The sequence below is a fragment of the Coprobacillus sp. genome, from assembly GCF_984815275.1.
In genome coordinates this window covers 136,164-157,911 of sequence record NZ_CFJNYH010000002.1, presented here as the reverse complement: position 1 = coordinate 157,911, position 21,748 = coordinate 136,164, and the positions used below count along the sequence as shown (strand labels likewise).

Here is a 21,748-nt window from a genome sequence, read left to right as displayed (position 1 = left end):
GTCAAGGATAATAAGAAGATAAGACAACAAATGCAAATGGAATATTTAGAAAGAAAAGAGAAATATACATATTTAAGACCAGGTATTTTTGATACTTGTCCTAGAGAAGATGTTTCGGCAGCTGCTATTTTTCATTGTATAAGAAAAGAAGATGAGGACTTTGATCATTATTTTGAAAAAATGAATTATAGTGAAAAAGTTGTTTTTGGAATTTATCAGGTCTCTTTGTCTTTAGAAGGACAGGGATCTTCTATTCATAGTTTTTTCTTGAGTCCTTCAAACCGTCCGTTTGTTCCTATTATAGTGGATATTTTTGAAGAAGTTGGGGCTCATGATATAGCAGAATTAATGAGAGCAGCAAGACGATTTGCAGAGATTATTGAAAATGATGAAGAAGATGATGAAGATGATCCTGAGATGGGAGATTTTTCAAGATATAATTTCTCAGATTTTACAAATGAATTTGTTTCGTTGGTTAATACAACTAACTTGAATGAAAAAATTACAAGATTTATCTTAGAACATAAGGAAGATTTTTATGATACAGATATTCCTAAAGAAATTGATGAAAATGGAGATGAGATAGATGAAGGAATTAGCGACTAAATACAATCATCAAAAAGTAGAAGAAGGTAAATACAAAACATGGATTGATCATCATTATTTTGAGGCTGGAGATGTTTCTAAAAAGCCATATAGTATTGTGATACCACCACCTAATGTTACTGGTAAATTACATTTGGGACATGCTTGGGACACAACACTTCAGGATATGATTATTCGTTATAAACGTATGCAGGGATTTGATGCCTTATGGCTTCCTGGAATGGATCATGCAGGAATTGCAACGCAAGCCAAGGTTGAAGCAAGAATGCGTGAAGATGGACTTTCTCGCTATGATTTGGGAAGAGAGAAGTTTTTAGAAAAAGCATGGTCTTGGAAAGAAGAATATGCTTCTATTATTCGTAATCAATGGGAAAAACTGGGGTTGTCTTTAGATTATTCTAAGGAACGTTTCACATTAGATGAAGGTTTAAGCGAAGCAGTTAAAACAGTTTTTATCACTTTGTATGAAAAAGGATTGATTTATCAGGGAGAACGTATTATTAACTGGGATCCTGTACAAAGAACGGCTCTGTCTAATATCGAAGTTATTCATAAAGAGATTGAAGGACATATGTATTACTTTAAATATAAAGTGGTAGAAAATGATGAGACATTGATTATTGCAACAACACGTCCAGAAACAATGTTTGCTGATCAGGCAATATTTGTTCATCCAGATGATGAACGTTATACACATTTAGTAGGTAAGCATGCAATAAATCCAGCTAATGGGGAAGCTTTGCCAATTATGGCAGATAGTTATATTGATATGAGTTTTGGTACTGCGGTTATGAAATGTACACCTGCGCATGATCCTAACGATTTTGCTTTGGCTAAGAAATATGGATTAAGTATGCCTATTTGTATGCATGATAATGGAACGATGAATGACATGTGTGGAAAATATGCCAATATGGATCGTTTTGAATGCCGTACAGCCCTTTTAGAAGATTTTGAAAAAGCAGGAGTTGTTGACCATATTGAAACACATATGCATCAAGTTGGTCATTCGGAACGTAGTCATGCAATCGTTGAACCTTATTTATCAAAGCAATGGTTTGTTAAAATGAAACCTCTAGCTGAAGCTGCTTTGGCCAATCAGGAGAAAGATTCTCAAGTTAATTTTGTTCCAGGACGATTTGAAAAAACATTTAAACAATGGATGGAAAATATTGAGGATTGGTGTATTTCTAGACAATTATGGTGGGGACATCAAGTGCCAGCCTGGTATCATAAAGAAACAGGTGAAGTTTATGTTGGAAAAACTGCTCCAGAAGATATTGATAATTGGAAACAAGATGAAGATGTTTTAGATACATGGTTTTCAAGTGCTTTATGGCCATTTTCTACAATGGGATGGCCAAATACAGAAAGTGAAATGTTTAAACGTTATTTCCCAACTGATACTTTAGTTACAGGATATGATATTATTTTCTTTTGGGTATCTCGTATGATCTTCCAATCTTTGGAGTTTACTCATGAAAGACCATTTAAAGATGTTCTAATTCATGGTTTGATTCGTGATGAGCAAGGTCGCAAAATGTCTAAATCTTTAGGAAATGGTGTTGACCCAATGGATGTTATTGATGAATATGGTGCTGATACATTGCGTTTTTTCTTAACTACTAATTCTGCTCCAGGTATGGATTTGCGCTATATTCCAGAAAAGTTAGAGGCTTCTTGGAATTTCATTAATAAAATTTGGAATTCAGCAAGATTTGTATTAATGAATATTGATGAAGATATGAAATATGAGGATCTATCATTTACCTATTTAAATTTATCAGACCAATGGATTTTAAATCGTCTTAATGATGTTATTCGATCAGTTGATGAAAATATGGATAAGTTTGAGTTTGTTAATGTAGGAAGCGAGCTTTATAATTTTATTTGGGATGATTTTTGTTCTTGGTATATTGAATTATCTAAAGCTCATTTAAATAGTGATAATGATACTGAGAAACGTGCCACACAAGAAACATTAGTTTATGTACTTAATGCCATTGTTCGTTTATTACACCCATTTATGCCATTTGTGACAGAAGAAATCTATCAGTCAATTCCTCATTTAGAGGAATCGATATGTATCGCAAAATGGCCTGAAGTAAATAATTATTTTGTAAATGACAAGATTAATGGACAATTTCAATACTTATTTGATATTATCAAAGGAATTAGAAATATTCGTGCTCAGTATGTTATTAAAAACTCTATTGAAATAGCTTATAGTATTCAAACAAAAGATGAACAATTATCTGAACTATTAGAAGATATTGCTTTATATGTTTCTAAATTATGTAATGCCCGTTGTATTGGATACAATGTGGAAACATCATCTCATGTTGCTACTGAAATGATTAAAGGTGGACATGCCTTGATTGTTGAACTTGGTGATTATATAGATTTAAATGCTGAAAAGAAAAAACTGGAAGATGAACTTAAGAAACTTGAAGGTGAAATTAAACGTTGTCAGGGAATGCTTTCAAATCCTAATTTTACGAGTAAAGCACCACCAGCAAAAGTGGAAGCCGAGGAAGCTAAATTAGCTGATTATCAATCAAAATATAACGCAGTTCAAGCTAAATTAAAAGAAATGGAAAAGGTGAAATAAAAAATTTCACTTTTTTTATTTTTGAGAAGAAAAATCATATAAAAGAAGTGAATATATATAGTAAGGGGGCTAATAGAAAGGAAGAAGCAATTATGAGAGAATTATCATTACAACAACAATGCGAAATTCAAGGTGGATCTTTTATAGGAACAGCACTTCTTTATTTGTTATTGGGTGCAGGAGTTTATAAGATTTTGAGATCGAAAAAAGGGCGTATTTCGATTCCAAGATTAGTCAATTTAGAATGGCGTAATTAATGGTATGAAAGGCAAAATGCCTTTCATATTCTTTATTGTTAGAGCATATAATTGGTGAGGTGAAGAAAATGAAATTTGAAGTGAAAGTTGTTATTATGAGTATTATTTTTTCTATAGTATGTATGTTTGTGTTTACATATGCAAGTTCATTTACCCAAAAGACAATATATGCTTATCAGGTTGGGATTTATAAAGAAGCAAGCAATAAAGATGCTAAGCTGGCTGAACTTAAAGAATCTGGCATTGAAGGGTATTGTTATAAAAAAGATGGACAATACTATGTTTTATCAATGATTAGTGAAGATCAAAAGAAAGTTGAAAAACATGCGGTTGATATGAAAGGGATTATGAAAACTTATGTTGTATCATCCGATACAACAGTTAAAACTTTATTAGACAACTTATCGAAGGGAGTTATACATGATTAAATCATTACCAATAGAAGAAAATCCACGTGAGAAAGCGATTGTCAATGGGATTGAGTCTTTAAGCAATGTTGAGTTGCTGGCACTTGTTTTAAGAACTGGTAATAAAGATGAATCGGTTATCCAATTAGCACAAAGATTATTAAAGGAAATCGGTGGTATATCACAATTATCTCATATTTGTTATGCTGATCTCATTGCGCTTAAAGGGATTAAAAAGGCCAAAGCCATTGAATTATTAAGTGTTATTGAAATGAGTAAGCGATTAAAACAAAAAGAATCACATGAATCATTGTTATCACCAAGCGATATTTATGATTATGTTAAAAATGAAATGATGATGTTGAAGCAGGAACATTTTGTGGTTTTGTGCTTAGATATTCGTAATCGTGTGATTAAGAAGAAAACAATATTTATAGGCTCATTAAATATGAGTATTGTTACGCCACGTGAAGTCTTTAAAGAGGCTATTGGAGTCAGTAGTGCTAAAATGATACTTTTACATAATCATCCCAGTGGTGATGCCTTGCCTAGTCAGGAGGATTTGTATTTGACAGAGCAATTTGTTAAACTTGGCGAAATGATGGCTATTGAAATAATGGATCATATCATCATTGGCTGGAATCAATTTTATAGCATAAAAGCGAAACAACTCTATTATGATAATCATGGTTGAAATGTTTATCCTTTTTTAATTTGCTTTTTTTTATACCAGATATTATAATGGTATGAGACTAGGGGTGATATTTTGTATAAAAAGAATAAATGGAATAAGCATAATAAAAGAATTGTAATTGTTACAGTTGTTTTGGTCATCTTTTCAGTTATGACTTTGGTCACAAGTCGTTCTGCTTCTGGAATTGAAACGATTTTTAAAGATACCATTGCAAACATTGAATATTATGTGATTAAAGCACCAATTGAATATGTGAGTGGTCTTTTTAATGAATATAGTGAGATGAAGGATGTTTATGAAGAAAATGCTAAACTTAAGCAGAAATTAGATGATTTGGCTCGTGAATCAGCTATGAATGATGTTTTAACATCTGAGTTAAATCAATTAAAAGATATTACAAAAATCAATTATCTACCAACTGATTATCAAGTGAAATATACAACTGTAATTACTAGAGATGCTGAAAACTGGACAAATGAAGTGACTATAAATATTGGCAAACTTTCTGGAATTAAAGAAGGGATGGCAGTGATAACTGCCCAAGGTATGATTGGAACAGTGACAAGTGTGAGCGAAATTTCATCAACTGTTTCACTATTATCTTCTGAAAATTCAAAGAGTCAGTTACCAGTTATGATTTTGAGTGGTGATAAAGAATATTATGGTCTTTTAAACCGTTATGATTTATCTACAAAAAGCTATCGTATTACACTGTTAAGTGATGTTGAAAAGCTTGAAAATGGTGCAAAAGTTGTAACAAGCGGTTTAGGTGGTCCTGGCAAGAGTCCTAAAGGAATTTTGGTTGGAACAGTAGATGGCTTTACATTGGGTGATGATGCAACTGAGTCTGTATGTACTGCAAAACCAAGTGCGGATTTTAATTCATTAAATTATGTTGCTGTGGTTCAAAGGGTGAATGAAGAATGAAAACAAGAATGACAGATAGTTATTTATTCAAATGTATTATGCTTGTTATCGCTTGTTTTATTTTAGATAGTACAATCAGTTATTTTTTACCTTATAACTATACAAAAGTTGGGATGACAATAGTCCCCTGCTTAGGTTTAATGATGTTTTCAATGCTTGTGAGAACTGTTGATGGTGCAGAAAGATATCTTTTTGCGGCTATATGTAGTGTTTATTATTCTATTGTTTATTCGAACTCTTTAGCTATTTATATACTTATTTATTGTTTAATCGCCTTTGTTCGATCTTATCTTTTCAAATTAGAGTCTTTAAGTTTGATAGAATCTATGATTTTCTGTATTTTGACAATATTTGCGCAAGAATGCGTGGTATATTGGCTGATGTGGATTACCAATATGACAAGATATCCTATTGTTTCATTCTTAACAATGAGGATATTGCCTACTTTAATTCTTAATCTTGTATTATTTGTAGGTGTTTATTGGGTCTATAATAAAGTTAAGATAGAGGTGGAATAATGAATATTGAAGTTAAAGGTGTCAATGGTGTTTTGGTTTTGAAAGTGGATCAGTTTTGTGATTTTGATACAGTATTAAATGATTTAAATATGCTCTTGGAACAACCTATCTTTCAACAAGATGGTTATTATCCAAGGGCATATTTTGATTTTGGGTGTCGATATTTGAAAAAAGAAGAATTAAATCATCTGATTATGTTGATAAAGCAAAAGAAGAAAATTTTGTTTGATGGATTATCATTGCCTCATGTTCAGAATCAACTTGAAATCAAACGACAACAATTACGTAATGGGGAAGAACTTTTTATTGACAAAGAAACTCTGTTTTTAGGAACAGTAAATCCAGGAAGTTATGTTTATTGTTATGATAATGTTTATTTTTTAAATACTGTACGTGGCACAATAGTTGCAATGAATGAAAATGTCAAGATTTATGGTCATGATTTTCAAAACGCTCAAATTGTCATAAATCAAGAAACTTTGCATGATTTGACAACATCTGCACTAACAAGTGTCTATTATAAAGATAATTGTATTAAAGCCAAGAAGGAGGATGGTTATGAGCAGAACTATTGTAGTTACATCGGGTAAAGGTGGAGTTGGAAAAAGTAGTATGACAATTAATTTAGGGTATGCGTTAGCATCGCAGGGACAGAAAGTATGTTTGATTGATGCAGACTTTGGATTGAAAAATCTCGATGTTATGATGGGATTAGAAAATCGTGTAATTTATGATTTAAATGATGTGATTTCTAATAAATGTTCTTTGAAACAAATCTTAGTAAAAGATAAGAGAATGGATTCATTGTATTTATTGCCAGCATGTAAATCATTATCATTTGAAAATTTGAATGTTGATTATATGATGAAAATGATTGAACAGTTAAAAAATGAATTTGATTTTATTTTAATAGATAGTCCAGCTGGAATTGAAAAAGGTTTTCAATACGCAAGTGGCTTATCACAAGAAGCGATTATTGTTGTGACACTCGATGTTGTTTCATTAAGAGATGCAGACCGTGTTGTGGGATTGCTGTTGAAGCAGGGAGTCACTAATTTACATATGCTGGTGAATAAATACAACGATGAAGATATACATAAGGGAAGAAGTTTAACATTAAAAGATGCCTATGATATTTTATCAATTCCTTTGCTGGGGCTTGTTTATGATGATCATGAAATGTTAGAGGCAAACAATAAAGGGATGCCAATTTATTTACAGAAGAATTTGTCTATTAGTGGATGTTTTGATCGAATTATTAAGAGATTAGATGGGCAGGAAGTTCCATTTCAAAAAAATAAGAAAAAACCGTTATTTGAAAGGATATTTGGATAATAATTTTATATTTTTTTCATAAGTATAGATGAGGTGACATACTTGTGAATGAAATAGATGAAATTAAAAGACGTATGGAAAAGCGTAGGGCACACCATCACCCAACATTAACTGATCGCCATTTTTCAAGATTGTATAATGGGATGATTAAATGTATGGTTGTATTGTTGGTGGGAGTTGCAATTTGTGCTTATGTGAAGGTGAGTCCAAATGGTGAATATATAAAAGATTATGTGTTGAATGATATGCGTTTTACTGAATTGACAAAATGGGTGAATAATCAATTGTTATCTTTTAATAAAAAGAGTGATAATGCAGCAACCGTTTCTAGTCAGGTATCCTATAAAAATATTAAAGATAACTATTATACGAATCAATCTAATGAAGTTTTGAATTTTGATAAAGGTCGTGTCATTTATGTTGGAAAACAAGATATGCTTGGACAATATGTTACTGTTTTATTAGAAAATAATATAGAAGTGACTTTTGGACAAATGACAGATGTCTTTGTGAGTGCTTATGATCAGGTTGATGCTGCAACGATACTTGGAACATATCAAAATCAGGTTATGATTATCTTTACACAAGGTGAAAAAGAAATTGATTATTCAACGTTTGAAGAACTTATTTCATAAAATTGATATTCACCCAGTTACACTTATATATTTTGTACTTGCATGGATAGGAGGATATTTGAAATGGTATCTTTCTACTTTGCTAATTGTGTGCCTTCACGAAATATGCCATCTTTTGATGGCATATTATTTTGATTTTGAAATTGATAAAGTTGAGATTTTACCATTTGGAGCCTATTTGTCTTTGAATGATTTTTATTTTCATCCCATACGTGAAGAAATCTGCGTGGTTTTAGCTGGACCATGCAGTCATTTGCTCATTTATGGGCTTATATTGGCATTGAGTTCTGGTGTCTATCAGGAATATCTTTTAACTATGAATATAATGGTGTTTGTGTTTAATCTTGTACCTATATATCCAATGGATGGTGGCCGCATTATTGGCTTGATTCTCCAAAGTGTTATGGATTTAAAAAAGGCATTGTATTTAACATTAAAAATATCTGTGTTTGTTTTTTGTATATTATTTTGTTTTTATTGTCAAATCAATACATTTGTTATTCTAAGTTATTTGTTTATCCAGCAATTTTATTATCTGAAGTTTATACCTGTCTATTTGCGGAAATACTATACTCAGATACCAAGTTTATATCCACGTGATAAGATTGTTTTAAATCGTACCTTGACTTATCGGAGAGGATTTCATAATTATTACCAGGTAGATGGTTTGATATATGATGAACAAGACATGGTAGGAGAATTGATTAAGAATGTAAAAAAATAGGAAATATAAGATTATATCTTGTTTTTTTTGATAGATTATGATATCATACTACAGGTATTTCAAATACACACATTGTGAATTCGTGAATCGAGTGCTCTAGTAGAGTGGTTTGTGTTAGAAGCAATGGAGGAAAAAAACAAAAGGAGGAAGTTACAATGGCAGTAATTTCAATGAAAAAATTATTAGAAGTTGGTGTTCATTTTGGACATCAAACAAAAAGATGGAATCCAAAGATGGCTCCATACATTTTCACTTCAAGAAATGGTATTTATATTATCGATTTAAAGAAATCATCTGATAAAATCGATGAAGCTTATGCGGCTATGATGGATATCGTTGCTAAAGGTGGAAAAGTTTTATTTGTAGGAACTAAAAAACAAGCTCAAGAAGCTGTACAATTAGAAGCTCAAAGATCTGGAAGTTTCTATGTAAATTCTCGTTGGTTAGGAGGAACTTTAACAAATTTCAAAACTATCCAAAAGAGAATTAGAAGATTAAAAGAATTAGAAAAAATGGATGAAGATGGAACTTTAGAATTATTCACTAAGAAAGAAGCAATCTTACTTAAAAAAGAACAAGCTAAGTTAGAAAAGAACTTAGGTGGTATCAAAGAAATGAGAAGATTACCAAATGCTTTATTTGTAGTTGATCCTAAAGTTGAACATAATGCAGTTGCAGAAGCAAAAATCTTAGGAATTCCTGTATTTGGTATTGTTGATACAAATTGTGATCCTGATGAAGTTGATTATGTTATCCCAGCAAATGATGATGCAATCAGAGCTGTTAAATTAATCGTTGCTGCAATGGCTGATGCTGTATGTGAAGCAAAAGGTGAACCTTTAACTGTTGCATATGTAAAAGATGAAGATGATAAAGAAGTATCTATGAATGATGCTGTCGCTTCTGTAGAAGAAAGCAAACAAAGAGGACCTAGATATAAAAATCAAGGACGTCCTAGATATAACAGAAATGCTGAAGTAAGCAAACCAGCTGAAGTTAAGGAACCAAAAACTGAAGCATAGTGAGAACAAGGGGAGGCTTATGTCTTTCCCTTTTTTATAAAAAACATAAACGGAGGATAAAAGAATGGCTATTAGTGCAAAATTAGTAAAAGAATTACGTGAAAAAACTGGTGCTGGAATGATGGATTGTAAAAAAGCGTTAGAAGCATGTGATGGGAATTTAGAAGCATCATTTGACTGGTTAAGAGAAAAAGGAATTGCAAAAGCTGCTAAAAAAGCTGACAGAATTGCTGCTGAAGGTTTAACTGCTTTTGTTATTGATGGAAATGCTGCATCAATCGTAGAAGTGAACTCTGAAACAGATTTCGTTGCTAAAAATGCTGAGTTCCAGGAATTAGTAGCAGATATTGCAAAAGTAATTGTTACAAATCAACCAGCAGACTTGGATGCTGCTTTAAAATTACAATTAGATGGTAAAGATTTAGAAACAGTAATTGCTGAAAAAAGTGGTAAAATTGGAGAAAAATTGAGTTTAAGAAGATTTGCTGTTTTAACTAAAGAAGATGCTGAAGTTTTTGGAGCATATTCACATATGGGTGGAAAAATGTCTGCATTGGTTAAATTAAGCGATTCTGATGAAGAAAAAGCCAAAGATATTGCTATGCATGTTGCTGCAAGTGCACCACAATATATTGATAGAACTGCTATTCCAACTGAAGTTTTAGATAGAGAGTTAACTGTATTAAAAGCTCAGGCAATGGAAGAAAATGCAACAAGTGCTAAACCTAAACCAGAAAATATTATTGAAAAAATGGTTGAGGGTCGTTTAAACAAAAACTTAAAGGAAATGTGCTTAGTGGATCAAGAATTCATTAAAGATCCTGATCAGACTGTAGCTAAATACTTAGGAAATGGAAAAGTTTTAGAAATGGTTCGTTTCCAAGTTGGTGAAGGAATGGAAAAAAGAGAAGAAAACTTTGCTGAAGAAGTTGCTGCTCAAATGAAGGGATAATAACTGAATATAAGGGGGAGGACACTTTTTGTGCCCTTTTCTTGTAAAATGAAGGAGAATTATATGAAGTACAATAGAGTTTTGTTGAAATTAAGTGGTGAGGCATTGGCTGGAGAGCAAGGGTTTGGGATTAATCCAGTTGTTGTTGCTGATGTGGCAAGACAAATTAAAGATGCAAAAGATTTAGGTGTTGAGATTGCTATTGTTTGTGGTGGTGGAAATATTTGGCGTGGAAAAACTGGTAGTGATATGGGGATGGAAAGAGCAGCAGCAGACTATATGGGAATGCTGGCGACAGTAATGAATGGTATGGCTTTACAAAATGCTTTAGAAGCTATTGGTGTTAATACAAGATTATTATCTGCTATTGACATGAAGGAAGTTGCTGAACCATATATTAGAAGAAGAGCAGTTCGTCATCTGGAAAAGGGGAGAATTGTTATCTTTGGTGCTGGTACAGGAAGTCCTTTCTTTACAACGGATACAACTGCGGCTTTACGTGCTGCTGAAATGAATGCAGATGTTATTTTAATGGCTAAAAATGGTGTGGATGGTGTTTATTCAGCTGATCCTAAAGTAGATCCAGCAGCTAAAAAATATGATCATATCACTTATTTAGATGTTTTAAACGAAGATTTACATATTATGGATCAAACAGCTATTACTCTATGTAAAGATAATGGTATTGATTTATGTGTATTTAATATGCAAGAAGATGGAAACATCGCTAAAGCTTGTGATGGTGCTTCTATTGGAACAATTATTTCAAAGGGAGGAGAATAAGTATGTTAAATTTAATTTTAGAAGAAACAAAAGAAAAAATGGACAAATCTATTGATGCTTTTAAAAATGAACTTTCTACAGTAAGAACAGGACGTGCTAATCCAACAATGTTGGATAGAGTTATGGTGAATTATTATGGTGAAAAAACACCATTGAATCAAATGGCTAGTATTTCTGTTGTTGAAGGTCGTCAGTTAATGATTAAACCATATGACAAATCAACGTTAAAAGATATTGAACATGGTGTTTATGAAGCTGATTTGGGATTGGCTCCACAGAATGATGGAGAAGTCATTCGTATCAATGTTCCTGCTTTGACTGAAGAGACAAGAAGGGGATATGTGAAACAAGCAAAGAAATTTGCTGAAGATGCCAAAGTTGCATTGCGTAACATTAGAAGATCAGCGAACGATGATGTTGATAAGGCTGGTTTAACTGAAGATGAAGTTAAGCAAGGAAAAGAAAGAGTTCAGAAGTTGACTGATGAATATGTAAAGATTATTGATCAATTAGCAAAAGATAAAGAAGAAGATTTAATGAGTGTTTAATAAAGATTGAGATAAAAGTTTTTATACTTTTATCTCTTTTTGTTTGATATTTTAATTATCTTTAAAGGAGGAGTTAAGATGCTTAAAATTGGAGAATTTTCGAAACTAACTAATATTTCAGTTCGAATGCTTCATCATTATGATGAAATTGGATTACTGAAACCAATCAAAATAGATGCTCAAAATGGGTATCGTCTCTATTCTGTTTCACAGATTCCAGACTTACAAAAAATTGTAATGCTTCGTGATCTTCATTTTCAAATTTCAGAAATTCAAAGTGCTCTTCATGATTGGTCAAAAGAAACACTTATTAAAAAGATGAAATGTAAAATACGAGAAAAAGAAACTTTAATTGAAAAGGTAAAGAAACTGATTAAGCAAATAGAACAAACTATTCATAGCATTGGGACAGAGCAACTTGATTTACACTATAATGTTATTTTAAGAGAAGTTTTTGATCAGTGTGTTATTTCATTAAGAAAAAAATACCTTATTATCATGATGAAGGTATTTTATGGAAAGAACTTTATCAGTATGTCAGGGAAAATCATATAGAAATATTAAAGCAGAATAATAACAATATAGCTATTTATTATGATGAGGAACATAAAGAAGGACAGGTGGAGATCCAATTCGTCGTATCGTTCATATTACGCAGAAGCCTATTGGTCGTTTTTCCCGTTCTACACCTGCCACTTATACAGCCCTTATGGATGAAATTTGTTTATTCTTTTCGGAAACTGAGATGAAAAAAATCCGAAATTATTCGATGAGTTATTTTAGTTATAACAGTAAAGAAGGACAGTGTCCAGTGTGTCATGGATATGGCTACAAAACTATAGAAGTTCCATTTATGCCAGGAATAAAAACAAAATGTACATTGTGCAAAGGGAAAAAATTTCATTCACCTATATTACAAATTTTATATAAAGGAAAAAATATTTCTCAAATATTAGATTTCAGTATGGAAGAAGCACTTCTGTTTTTTTAAGAACATAAGAAAATATCTCAAATCATTCAAGTTTTTATTGATATAGGATTAGGTTATATATCGCTAGGACAAAGTTCATTGACATTATCGGGAGGAGAAGCACAAAGGATCAAGCTGGTAACTGAACTCCAAGTCACAGAGCAACAGCATACCTTATATTTATTAGATGAACCTTCAACTGGGTTGCATATAAGCGATATTCAGAAACTTATAAACATATTTGATCGTTTGCTTTCAAAAGGGCATACAATTATTTTGGTGGAACATCATCTAGATGTTATTAAAAATGCAGATTGGATTGTTGATTTGGGTCCTGAAGGTGGGGATAAAGGTGGTAAAGTGAATGTTCAAGGGACTGTTACTGATGTCCAGCAATGTTCTCAAAGTTATACTGGTCAACTTTTAAAGCAAGGTTATATCGATGAAAATATTTAGAGACTTTCTAAGGAGTCTCTTTTATTTGTGCCATTTTTATCAATTTAATACTTCAAGTAAACGGGTGAAGTAGTGAATGAAACAGACTTCTTTTCTGTATTTTGTTTTCATAATGAAATGTTTATGATATAATACAAAAAGATTATGAGGTGAAAGTATGTTTTTTAAGAAGAAAATGCAACATGATTATGATTTAGACATGCATAATATTCCTGGTCATATTGCTTTTATTATGGATGGTAATGGCAGATGGGCAAAGAAGCGAAAGATGCCAAGAACTTATGGGCATCATGAGGGCACAAAAACTATTCGTACTTTAGCTTTAGAAGCAAATCGTTTAGGTGTGAAGGCAATGACTGTTTATGCTTTTTCTACAGAAAACTTTAAAAGAGAGGCTAGTGAAGTTGAGTATATTTTTAAATTGCCTAAAGAGTTCTTTAATTTATATCTAAAAGAATTAATGGAAAATAATGTTCAAATTCGTTATATTGGTCATTTAGAAATGGCTCCCATTGAAACTCAGAATATTATTAAGGAAGCAATTCAAAGAACTTCTGTTAACAGTGGTTTGATATTAACTTTTGCTTTTATTTATGGTGGGCGCGATGAAATTGTTGAAGCAACTCGAATAATTTGTGAAAAGTATAAGAATGGTGAGATTTCTTTAAGTGATGTAACTGAAGACTATTTTGAACAGCATTTAATGACAAAAGATTTACCACCTGTTGATTTAATGGTGAGAAGTAGCGGTGAATGCCGTTTGTCTAATTTCTTACCTTGGCAATTGGCATATGCAGAATTTATTTTTGATGAAACATTGTGGCCTGATTTTGATGAAGAACATTTACATAGAGCAATAGCTATTTATCAGGGCAGAGAAAGAAGATTTGGAGGAGTATTGAAATGAAAACACGAATTATTACAGGGCTTGTCTTAATTGCAATTATTTTACCTTGTGTTCTTATTGGTAATATTCCTTTCCAAGTTCTTGTAGGAATTGTTGCAGGAGCAGCAGTTTTTGAGATGCTTTCTATTTGTGATCGTCCAAAAGCAAATATTTATCTGTATCCGTTAGTTGGAGTATTTGTATTTTATTCATTGTTTTTCATGAATTCCTTGATGGTTTCAACTGAAATTATTATGGTATATTTGATTACTTTATTGGCTTGTAGCATGTTTGATAATGGTATGAACTTTCATCGTTTGTGCTACTATTTTACAGCAGGTGTTTTGATTGCTATGGGATTACATATGATTTATCAATTGCGTTTAACATATGGTGTTGAATATCTTATCATACTAGCATTGGCAACATTTGGGACAGATACAGGTGCTTATTTTGCTGGACTAATGTTTGGTAAACATAAACTTAATCCGAGACTATCACCTAAGAAGACCATTGAGGGGTCGATTGGTGGTATGTTGTTTGGAACTGTTCTTTCTGTTGCTTATGGTGCATATATTCAAGTGAACATACCTTTGACTTTATTGATTGCTGTGTGTTTGATTTTAACAATAACTGGACAGATTGGTGATTTGACTTTTAGCAGTATCAAAAGAACTTTTGAAGTGAAAGATTATTCACAGTTATTGCCAGGGCATGGTGGTGTTCTTGATCGCTTTGATTCCATTTTATTCAATGCTATGGTTTTTGGACTTTTGCTTCATTTTATAGCAATGGCGGTGATATAATATGAAAAAAATAACTGTATTAGGTGTAACTGGTTCAATTGGTCAGCAAACTGTTGATGTTGTTGTGAATCATCGTGATGAGTTTGAAATTGTTGCTATGAGTGCTGGTCGCAATATTGTTGCTTTAGAAGAGATTATGAAGCAATTGAATGTTTCCCATATTTGTGTTCAAAATAAAGAGGATAAAGAGTATTTAGAGAATAAATACAAAGATTGTCATTTTTATTATGGACAAGATGGTTTAATGACAATTGCAACTTTACCAGAAGTTGAAATTGTTTTGAATGCCATTGTTGGATTTGCTGGATTATTACCAACGATGGAAGCTATCAAAGCGCATAAAGATATTGCTTTGGCAAATAAAGAAACTTTAGTGGTGGCTGGTCACTTAATTTGTCCTTTGGTTAAAGAGTATCAAGTTGCACTATTACCAGTTGATAGTGAACATTCAGCAATTTTCCAATCCATGAATGGGGAGAATCATCAAGATATTTCTAAAATTATTTTAACAGCAAGTGGTGGTAGCTTTAGAGATAAAACTCGCGATGAACTTGTAGATGTGACTGTTGAACAGGCGTTGAAACATCCAAATTGGGCTATGGGTGCTAAGATTACTATAGATAGTGCAACATTATTTAATAAAGGTTTGGAAGTGATGGAAGCAAGATGGCTGTTTGATATTGATTATGATGATATAGAAGTTTTAATTCATCCTGAGAGTATTGTTCACTCGATGGTTGAATATCAGGATACATCTGTCATTGCTCAATTGGGAACTCCAGATATGCGTTTGCCAATTCAATATGCACTCACATATCCTCGTCGCCAGCCATTGATTAATGGTCAACGTCTTTCTTTAAGTGATGTGGGAAGTCTTCATTTTTACAAGCCTGATTTGAAAAGATTTCATGCACTGGCATTAGCATATGAAGCAGGACGTCAAGGGGGCTCTATGCCTTGTGTCCTCAATGGTGCTAATGAGCAGGCGAATTCTTTGTTTTTAAATGGTCGTATTCGTTTCTTGGATATTGAAAAACTGGTGGAAGATGCTATGCGAGCTCATGAGTGGGTTAATCATCCAACATTAGAACAATTAATAGAAATAGACCAATGGGCAAGAGATTTTGTTTTGAAAAGAGTAGGAGAAGATTAGATGCAAAATATTATTAACGTTTTAGTCTTTTTATTGATTTTAGGATCTATCATTATTATTCATGAATTAGGACACTTTTTAGCGGCGAAATTCTTTGGCGTTTATTGTAGTCAGTTTTCAATTGGTTTTGGTCCTAAAATCTGGTCAAAAAAAGGAAAAGAAACTGAATATGAGATTCGTGCTTTACCGTTTGGTGGGTTTGTCGCTATGGCTGGTGAAGAAAATCAAGAAGATAATGAAGAGATGCAAGATATTCCAATCGAAAGAACACTAAAGGGAATTAAGGCTTATCAAAAAGTCATAATATTCTTAGCTGGTGTATTTATGAATTTCATATTGGCAATTGTTGTACTTTTGTCTGTGAATGTTTTTGCAGGGCAATTACCTGTGAATGTTGCTCAAGTAGGAACAATAAGTCAAGGATCAGCTGCTGAAAAATCTGGTTTGCAAGTTGGGGATATCATTCAACAAGTGGATATTGTAGAAACAGGACAAACGATTCTGATTTCAAATTATGAAGATATATATTTTACTCAAGAAAACTTAAAAACAACTGCTAATGAAATTACTATGAATGTGACTGTGCAAAGGCAAAATGAAAAGAAAGTTTTGACAATGAAAGTGCAATGTGATCAAACAGATGCACGATATCGCTTAGGGATTACCCAGGCAACCCGTCCAATGAATTTTGTAGAAGCCGTTCAACATACATTTATTTCATTTGGTGAGATGAGTGTTGCTATATTTGCAGCAGTTGGGCAATTAATCACGAAATTTACTGATACAGTCACACAACTTTCTGGACCAGCAGGTATTTATCAAATTACTGCACAGGTAACAGAATCGGGACAGGTGACTTATATTCTTAATTTATTGGCAATGTTATCAATTAATGTTGGGATTTTTAATTTATTGCCAATTCCTGGATTAGATGGTTGTCAAGTTATCTTTGCTGTAGTTGAAAAGATGATAGGTCGAGAACTTCCACAAAAATTAAAACTGACTTTACAGATGATTGGGTTAGGGTTAGTTATGTTATTAATGGTATTTGTGACATATCAAGATATAATGAGAATATTTGGATAAGGGATACTATATCCCTTTTCATATTGAAAAGGAGGAATCAAAATGAATAAAATGTTAATTTTGTTGGAGCAACTTCATCTGGAAAATGATGTTCGACAATTAAAGAATGCTAATATAGATAGAGTCGTTGTTAATGCTGATAATTCATATGTGTTTTATGTATCTGCTTCGCATATTGTTCCATTAGAGGAAATAAGAAAATTATTTTCTGCTAAGAATGAATTTCCTTATCCAAGTAATTTTGTTTTTGATTGGATGTCTTCATATACTGCAGATGATGTTCAGGATTATGCGATGTTTATTTTAAATGGTTTAAAAGGACGTTTTCCTCAAATAGATTTTATTAATGAAGGCTCATTATCTTTTGAAGAAAACACATTAAAAATAGAAGTTTTAAATGAGATTCAATTGAATCAAATGCAGCAGCTTTTTAAGATATTTGATAAGTATTTTAATAAGTTTGGCATTCAAATTGGATTTGATGCCTATATTGATCAAAATAATGAAACTTATCAATCTATTCAAGAAGAAATGAATGCATTAAATGAAGTTAAAGTTGATCAAAAAACTTTTGATCAAGTTGATGAGATGGTTATAGAAAAAAAACCGAAGTTCCAGAGTTATAAAAAAGAATACTTTTCACTAACAATTGATGAGATAGATGAAAATGTAAAAGAAGTACAAATTCAGGGTTATGTCTTTAATGAAGATTCTAAAAAAGTTAAAACTGGTAAAACAATTCAATCCTTATATGTGACAGATTATACAAACAGTATAGTCGTTAAACGTTTTGAAAACAAAGGTGGCAATAGCCTTGAAGAAATGAACAAAGTGAAAAAGGGTGGTGTTTGGGTTCGCATTAAAGGAAATGTCGAGTATGATACATATGCTAAGGATACTGTCATTATTGCTAGAGAAGTCGAAGTAATTCCATCACCTAAAGTTCGTCAAGATAATGCAACAAAAAAGCGTGTTGAATTGCATACACACTCTAAAATGTCAGCAATGGATGGAATTGGGACCATTACTGACTATATTAGTCGAGCTGCTTATTGGGGTCATCAAGCTATTGCGATAACTGACCATGGAAATGTACAGTCTTTTCCAGAAGCACAAATGGCAAGTATAAAAAATAAAATAAAAATGATTTATGGTGTTGAGATGTATATGATTGATCTGGAATTTACTGTTGTCTTCAATGAAAAGGATATTTCACTCAAAGACTTGACTTTTATATCGTTTGACCTTGAAACAACAGGATTATCTGTTATGGATGATGATATTACAGAATTTGGAGCTGTCAAGATGAAAAATGGCCAAGAAGTTGGGCGTTTGCAAAGCTTAATTAAACCAAATAAGCGTATATCACAAAAGATTACCAATTTAACTCATATTACAAATGAAGACGTCAAGGATGCCCCAACCATTCAGGAGTATATTCCAAAGATTCTTGAATTCTTTGGGGATGATGTGATTGTTGCACATAATGCGACATTTGATGTTGGTTTTCTAAATGAAATTCTCCAAAGACATGGTTATGAAAAATTAAAAAATCCTGCAATTGATTCATTGGCTTTAGCATGGAAATTATTGCCTCAACTCAAGGGATTCCGTTTAGGAAATGTTGCGAGATATTATCGTATTGCTTATGATGGCGATGATGCTCATAGAGCTGATTATGATGCTGAAGTCTTGGCAGGTGTGTTTAATATGATGCTTCATGATATGATGCAAAATCAGCAGTATTCACTTTTAGATATGAATGCAATGCCATGTGAAAGTGCATATAAAATTGTCCGTCCTAAACATATGTGTGTTCTTGCAAAAGATAAAACAGGTTTAAAAAACATGTTTAAATTGGTTTCAGAAGCCAATACAACATATTATCAAAAAACTTCACGTATTCCACGTGAACGACTTGAATTTTATCGTGAAGGCTTATTGTTTGGAAGTGGTTGTTATAACTCTGAAATCTTTGATTTAGCAATGACACGAAGTATTGAAGAACTCAAAAAAGCTATGGCTTTTTATGATTATATAGAGATTCTTCCTTTGGATATCTGTGATTATTTTGTGGAACGTGGAAGAGTTGATACAAAAGAGGATTTACAACGTATTTTGCGACGTATTGTTGATACTGCAAAAGAGATGGGAAAAATGATTGTTGCGACAGGTGATGTCCATTATCTTGATCAAAAAGATAAAATTTTTAGAGATGTTTTTACATGTAATCCTAAAATTGGATTAGGTGGTACACTTCACCCTTTAACTGATCGTAATAATCCTAGTGCCTGGACACCAGATGAGTATTTAAGAACAACTCAGGAAATGATGGATAGTTTGCCATATCTTACTGATGATGAAAAATATGAATATGTTGTCGAAAATACAAATAAAATTGCTGATATGATTGACGGAAGTTTTCATGTTGTACATGATAAACTTTTTACCCCACATATTGATAATGCTGATGAGAACTTAAGAAAATTATGTTTTGATAATGCTCATAAACAATATGGAGAAGTTTTGCCAGATATTGTTGAAAAGCGTTTAACAAAAGAGTTGGACAACATTATTAAACATGGTTTTGGAGTTATTTATTATATCGCTCATAAGTTAGTTAAAAAGTCAAATGAAGCAGGGTACCTGGTAGGAAGTCGAGGTTCTGTAGGTTCTTCGTTTGTTGCTACGATGGCTGAAATTTCAGAAGTTAATCCTTTGCCTCCGCATTACTATTGTCCAAATTGCCAATATAATGAGTTTTTGCCAGATGGCTTTATAGCTAATGGATTTGATCTTCCTAATAAAGTCTGTCCAAAATGTGGCAAACCACTCAAAGGTGATGGCCATAATATCCCATTTGAAACTTTCTTGGGGTTTAATGCTGATAAGGTACCTGATATTGACTTAAACTTTTCAGGTGATTATCAGCCAACTGCTCATGCCTATACAAAAGAAATTTTTGGAGAAAGCCATGTTTATCGTGCTGGAACAATTTCAACAGTAGCTGAAAAAACTGCTTATGGATATGCTAGAGGTTATGCAGAATTGATGGGGAGAGAGAATTCAATTCGTACAGCTGAATTAGAAAGAATTGCAAAAGGATGTACTGGTGTTAAGCGTACAACTGGACAGCACCCAGGGGGGATTATTGTTATTCCTGAAAATATGGATGTCTATGATTTTACTCCATATCAATATCCAGCTGATGATTTAAGTGCTGAATGGAAGACAACTCACTTTGATTTCCATGCCATTCATGACAATGTTTTGAAATTTGATATTTTGGGTCACGTTGATCCAACAGTTATTAGAATGCTACAAGATTTAACTGGCATTGATCCAAAGGATATTCCAACAAATGATCCAGAAGTTATGAGTTTGTTCAACTCAACAGAAGCGTTAAAGATTGATTTAGGATATTTGAATTGTAAAACAGGTGCTTTAGGTTTGCCAGAGTTTGGTACAAAGTTTGTTCGAGGCATGCTTGAACAGACACATCCAACATCATTCAGTGATCTTGTTATTCTTTCTGGTTTGTCTCATGGAACAGATGTTTATCTGGGAAATGCAGAAACATTGATTTCATCTGGAACATGCACCCTTAAAGAGGTCATTGGATGTCGTGATGATATTATGGTTTATTTGATTGAAAAAGGCTTGCCAAATAAAGATGCATTTGACATTATGGAATGCGTACGTAAAGGAAAATCGCCTGTTGTTTTCCCAGAAAAGAAATATGAAGAATTAATGCGTGAAAATGATGTACCAACTTGGTATATTGAATCATGTAAGAAAATCAAGTACATGTTCCCAAAAGCCCATGCAGCTGCTTATGTTTTAAGTGCGGTTCGCGTGGCGTGGTGGAAACTTTATTACCCACGTGAGTACTATGCTGTTTACTTTACGACACGTTGTGATGCTTATGATATTGAAACGCTATTACAGGGGAAAGATGTTATTTATGCAAAATATCAACAAATTTTAAATGATAAACAAAATGGAGTGAAAATTTCTAACAAAGAAGAAGCTTTGATTTCTGTGTTTGAAATCGCATTAGAAATGTATGAACGAGATATTCACTTTAATAATATATCTTTAGAAAAATCAGATTCTCGTAATTTTATTCTTGATCCTGATGATGAACATGGTTTGCTTCCGCCATTTACATCAATTGATGGTTTGGGGGCAGCCGTAGGCGATAGTGTAGTTGAAGCACGTAAAGTGAATTCATTTTTATCAAAAGAAGATGTTACAAAGCGTACGAAACTGACGAATACACAAATCGATTTCTTGACGAAAATTGGCGTATTTGAAGATATGTCAGATGAGAATCAGCTATCATTGTTTGATTTATAGAAAAAATATGATG

22 protein-coding genes are annotated in these 21,748 nt (G+C 32.6%); all 22 read left to right on the top strand.

Annotated features, from left to right (window positions below; translation table 11 throughout):
• Nucleotides 1-606: DMP19 family protein (locus AC5M21_RS01815; protein ID WP_493531469.1), on the top strand; the 606-nt coding region annotated here is incomplete at its 5' end.
• On the top strand, nt 587-3,217 hold the full coding sequence (locus tag AC5M21_RS01810; protein WP_008789746.1) for a valine--tRNA ligase: 2,631 nt from the start codon (nt 587-589) through the stop codon (nt 3,215-3,217). The genes AC5M21_RS01815 and AC5M21_RS01810, both read left to right, overlap by 20 nt.
• Before the next feature lie 92 nt (nt 3,218-3,309).
• Nucleotides 3,310-3,474, top strand: a complete 165-nt coding sequence (locus AC5M21_RS01805; RefSeq protein ID WP_008789745.1) for a hypothetical protein — start codon at nt 3,310-3,312, stop codon at nt 3,472-3,474.
• Nucleotides 3,475-3,542: 68 nt separating this feature from the next.
• The gene (locus tag AC5M21_RS01800; protein WP_008789744.1) at nt 3,543-3,902 is read left to right on the top strand and encodes a hypothetical protein; all 360 of its coding nucleotides are present in this window, start codon (nt 3,543-3,545) and stop codon (nt 3,900-3,902) included.
• Nucleotides 3,895-4,575: a RadC family protein gene (radC, locus tag AC5M21_RS01795; RefSeq protein WP_008789743.1), complete on the top strand. Its 681-nt coding sequence runs from the start codon at nt 3,895-3,897 to the stop codon at nt 4,573-4,575. Before AC5M21_RS01800 ends, radC begins: the two co-directional genes overlap by 8 nt.
• Before the next feature lie 72 nt (nt 4,576-4,647).
• Nucleotides 4,648-5,502 (top strand): rod shape-determining protein MreC, encoded by an 855-nt coding sequence (mreC, locus tag AC5M21_RS01790; RefSeq protein WP_302280774.1) that lies wholly within the window; start codon nt 4,648-4,650, stop codon nt 5,500-5,502.
• A complete protein-coding gene (locus AC5M21_RS01785; protein WP_117598792.1) occupies nt 5,499-6,020 on the top strand; it encodes a hypothetical protein in 522 nt (173 codons plus the stop codon). Before mreC ends, AC5M21_RS01785 begins: the two co-directional genes overlap by 4 nt.
• Nucleotides 6,020-6,610, top strand: coding sequence for a septum site-determining protein MinC (locus tag AC5M21_RS01780; protein WP_117598791.1), 591 nt, complete (start codon nt 6,020-6,022; stop codon nt 6,608-6,610). The genes AC5M21_RS01785 and AC5M21_RS01780 overlap by 1 nt, the downstream gene beginning before the upstream one ends.
• The gene (minD, locus tag AC5M21_RS01775; RefSeq protein ID WP_008789739.1) at nt 6,579-7,355 is read left to right on the top strand and encodes a septum site-determining protein MinD; all 777 of its coding nucleotides are present in this window, start codon (nt 6,579-6,581) and stop codon (nt 7,353-7,355) included. Before AC5M21_RS01780 ends, minD begins: the two co-directional genes overlap by 32 nt.
• A gap of 44 nt (nt 7,356-7,399) precedes the next feature.
• Entirely contained in the window at nt 7,400-7,990 is a 591-nt protein-coding gene (locus tag AC5M21_RS01770; RefSeq protein ID WP_008789738.1) for a M23 family metallopeptidase, read from the top strand.
• On the top strand, nt 7,956-8,714 hold the full coding sequence (locus tag AC5M21_RS01765) for a site-2 protease family protein (RefSeq protein ID WP_017143740.1): 759 nt from the start codon (nt 7,956-7,958) through the stop codon (nt 8,712-8,714). The genes AC5M21_RS01770 and AC5M21_RS01765 overlap by 35 nt, the downstream gene beginning before the upstream one ends.
• A gap of 155 nt (nt 8,715-8,869) precedes the next feature.
• Nucleotides 8,870-9,736 carry a 30S ribosomal protein S2 gene (gene rpsB / locus AC5M21_RS01760; protein WP_008789736.1) on the top strand — a complete coding sequence of 289 codons (867 nt, stop codon included), beginning with the start codon at nt 8,870-8,872 and terminating at the stop codon, nt 9,734-9,736.
• A gap of 64 nt (nt 9,737-9,800) precedes the next feature.
• Entirely contained in the window at nt 9,801-10,688 is an 888-nt protein-coding gene (gene tsf, locus AC5M21_RS01755) for a translation elongation factor Ts (protein ID WP_117598790.1), read from the top strand.
• A 63-nt stretch (nt 10,689-10,751) separates the two neighbouring features.
• Nucleotides 10,752-11,471, top strand: a complete 720-nt coding sequence (pyrH, locus tag AC5M21_RS01750; RefSeq protein ID WP_117598789.1) for a UMP kinase — start codon at nt 10,752-10,754, stop codon at nt 11,469-11,471.
• 2 nt (nt 11,472-11,473) lie between these two features.
• The gene (frr, locus tag AC5M21_RS01745; protein ID WP_008789733.1) at nt 11,474-12,019 is read left to right on the top strand and encodes a ribosome recycling factor; all 546 of its coding nucleotides are present in this window, start codon (nt 11,474-11,476) and stop codon (nt 12,017-12,019) included.
• A 78-nt stretch (nt 12,020-12,097) separates the two neighbouring features.
• Entirely contained in the window at nt 12,098-12,574 is a 477-nt protein-coding gene (locus tag AC5M21_RS01740) for a MerR family DNA-binding transcriptional regulator (RefSeq protein ID WP_302280773.1), read from the top strand.
• Between the two features lie 514 nt (nt 12,575-13,088).
• On the top strand, nt 13,089-13,445 hold the full coding sequence (locus AC5M21_RS01735; RefSeq protein WP_302280772.1) for a hypothetical protein: 357 nt from the start codon (nt 13,089-13,091) through the stop codon (nt 13,443-13,445).
• 157 nt (nt 13,446-13,602) lie between these two features.
• The gene (gene uppS / locus AC5M21_RS01730) at nt 13,603-14,352 is read left to right on the top strand and encodes an undecaprenyl pyrophosphate synthase (protein ID WP_302280771.1); all 750 of its coding nucleotides are present in this window, start codon (nt 13,603-13,605) and stop codon (nt 14,350-14,352) included.
• A complete protein-coding gene (locus AC5M21_RS01725; RefSeq protein WP_302280770.1) occupies nt 14,349-15,137 on the top strand; it encodes a phosphatidate cytidylyltransferase in 789 nt (262 codons plus the stop codon). The genes uppS and AC5M21_RS01725 overlap by 4 nt, the downstream gene beginning before the upstream one ends.
• 1 nt (nt 15,138) lies before the next feature.
• Complete coding sequence (locus AC5M21_RS01720) at nt 15,139-16,290, top strand: 1-deoxy-D-xylulose-5-phosphate reductoisomerase (protein WP_302280769.1); 1,152 nt, start codon at nt 15,139-15,141, stop codon at nt 16,288-16,290.
• A complete protein-coding gene (locus AC5M21_RS01715) occupies nt 16,291-17,376 on the top strand; it encodes a M50 family metallopeptidase (protein ID WP_117768894.1) in 1,086 nt (361 codons plus the stop codon).
• Between the two features lie 42 nt (nt 17,377-17,418).
• Complete coding sequence (locus tag AC5M21_RS01710; RefSeq protein ID WP_302378572.1) at nt 17,419-21,735, top strand: PolC-type DNA polymerase III; 4,317 nt, start codon at nt 17,419-17,421, stop codon at nt 21,733-21,735.
• Nucleotides 21,736-21,748: the final 13 nt, after the last annotated feature.

Coding starts and splice junctions, on each gene's coding strand:
- AC5M21_RS01810 (WP_008789746.1), top strand. CDS start 587: ATGAAGGAATTAGCGACTAAATACAATCATCAAAAAGTAGAAGAAGGT.
- AC5M21_RS01805 (WP_008789745.1), top strand. CDS start 3,310: ATGAGAGAATTATCATTACAACAACAATGCGAAATTCAAGGTGGATCT.
- AC5M21_RS01800 (WP_008789744.1), top strand. CDS start 3,543: ATGAAATTTGAAGTGAAAGTTGTTATTATGAGTATTATTTTTTCTATA.
- radC (WP_008789743.1), top strand. CDS start 3,895: ATGATTAAATCATTACCAATAGAAGAAAATCCACGTGAGAAAGCGATT.
- AC5M21_RS01785 (WP_117598792.1), top strand. CDS start 5,499: ATGAAAACAAGAATGACAGATAGTTATTTATTCAAATGTATTATGCTT.
- AC5M21_RS01780 (WP_117598791.1), top strand. CDS start 6,020: ATGAATATTGAAGTTAAAGGTGTCAATGGTGTTTTGGTTTTGAAAGTG.
- minD (WP_008789739.1), top strand. CDS start 6,579: ATGAGCAGAACTATTGTAGTTACATCGGGTAAAGGTGGAGTTGGAAAA.
- rpsB (WP_008789736.1), top strand. CDS start 8,870: ATGGCAGTAATTTCAATGAAAAAATTATTAGAAGTTGGTGTTCATTTT.
- tsf (WP_117598790.1), top strand. CDS start 9,801: ATGGCTATTAGTGCAAAATTAGTAAAAGAATTACGTGAAAAAACTGGT.
- pyrH (WP_117598789.1), top strand. CDS start 10,752: ATGAAGTACAATAGAGTTTTGTTGAAATTAAGTGGTGAGGCATTGGCT.
- frr (WP_008789733.1), top strand. CDS start 11,474: ATGTTAAATTTAATTTTAGAAGAAACAAAAGAAAAAATGGACAAATCT.
- AC5M21_RS01740 (WP_302280773.1), top strand. CDS start 12,098: ATGCTTAAAATTGGAGAATTTTCGAAACTAACTAATATTTCAGTTCGA.
- uppS (WP_302280771.1), top strand. CDS start 13,603: ATGTTTTTTAAGAAGAAAATGCAACATGATTATGATTTAGACATGCAT.
- AC5M21_RS01725 (WP_302280770.1), top strand. CDS start 14,349: ATGAAAACACGAATTATTACAGGGCTTGTCTTAATTGCAATTATTTTA.
- AC5M21_RS01720 (WP_302280769.1), top strand. CDS start 15,139: ATGAAAAAAATAACTGTATTAGGTGTAACTGGTTCAATTGGTCAGCAA.
- AC5M21_RS01715 (WP_117768894.1), top strand. CDS start 16,291: ATGCAAAATATTATTAACGTTTTAGTCTTTTTATTGATTTTAGGATCT.
- AC5M21_RS01710 (WP_302378572.1), top strand. CDS start 17,419: ATGAATAAAATGTTAATTTTGTTGGAGCAACTTCATCTGGAAAATGAT.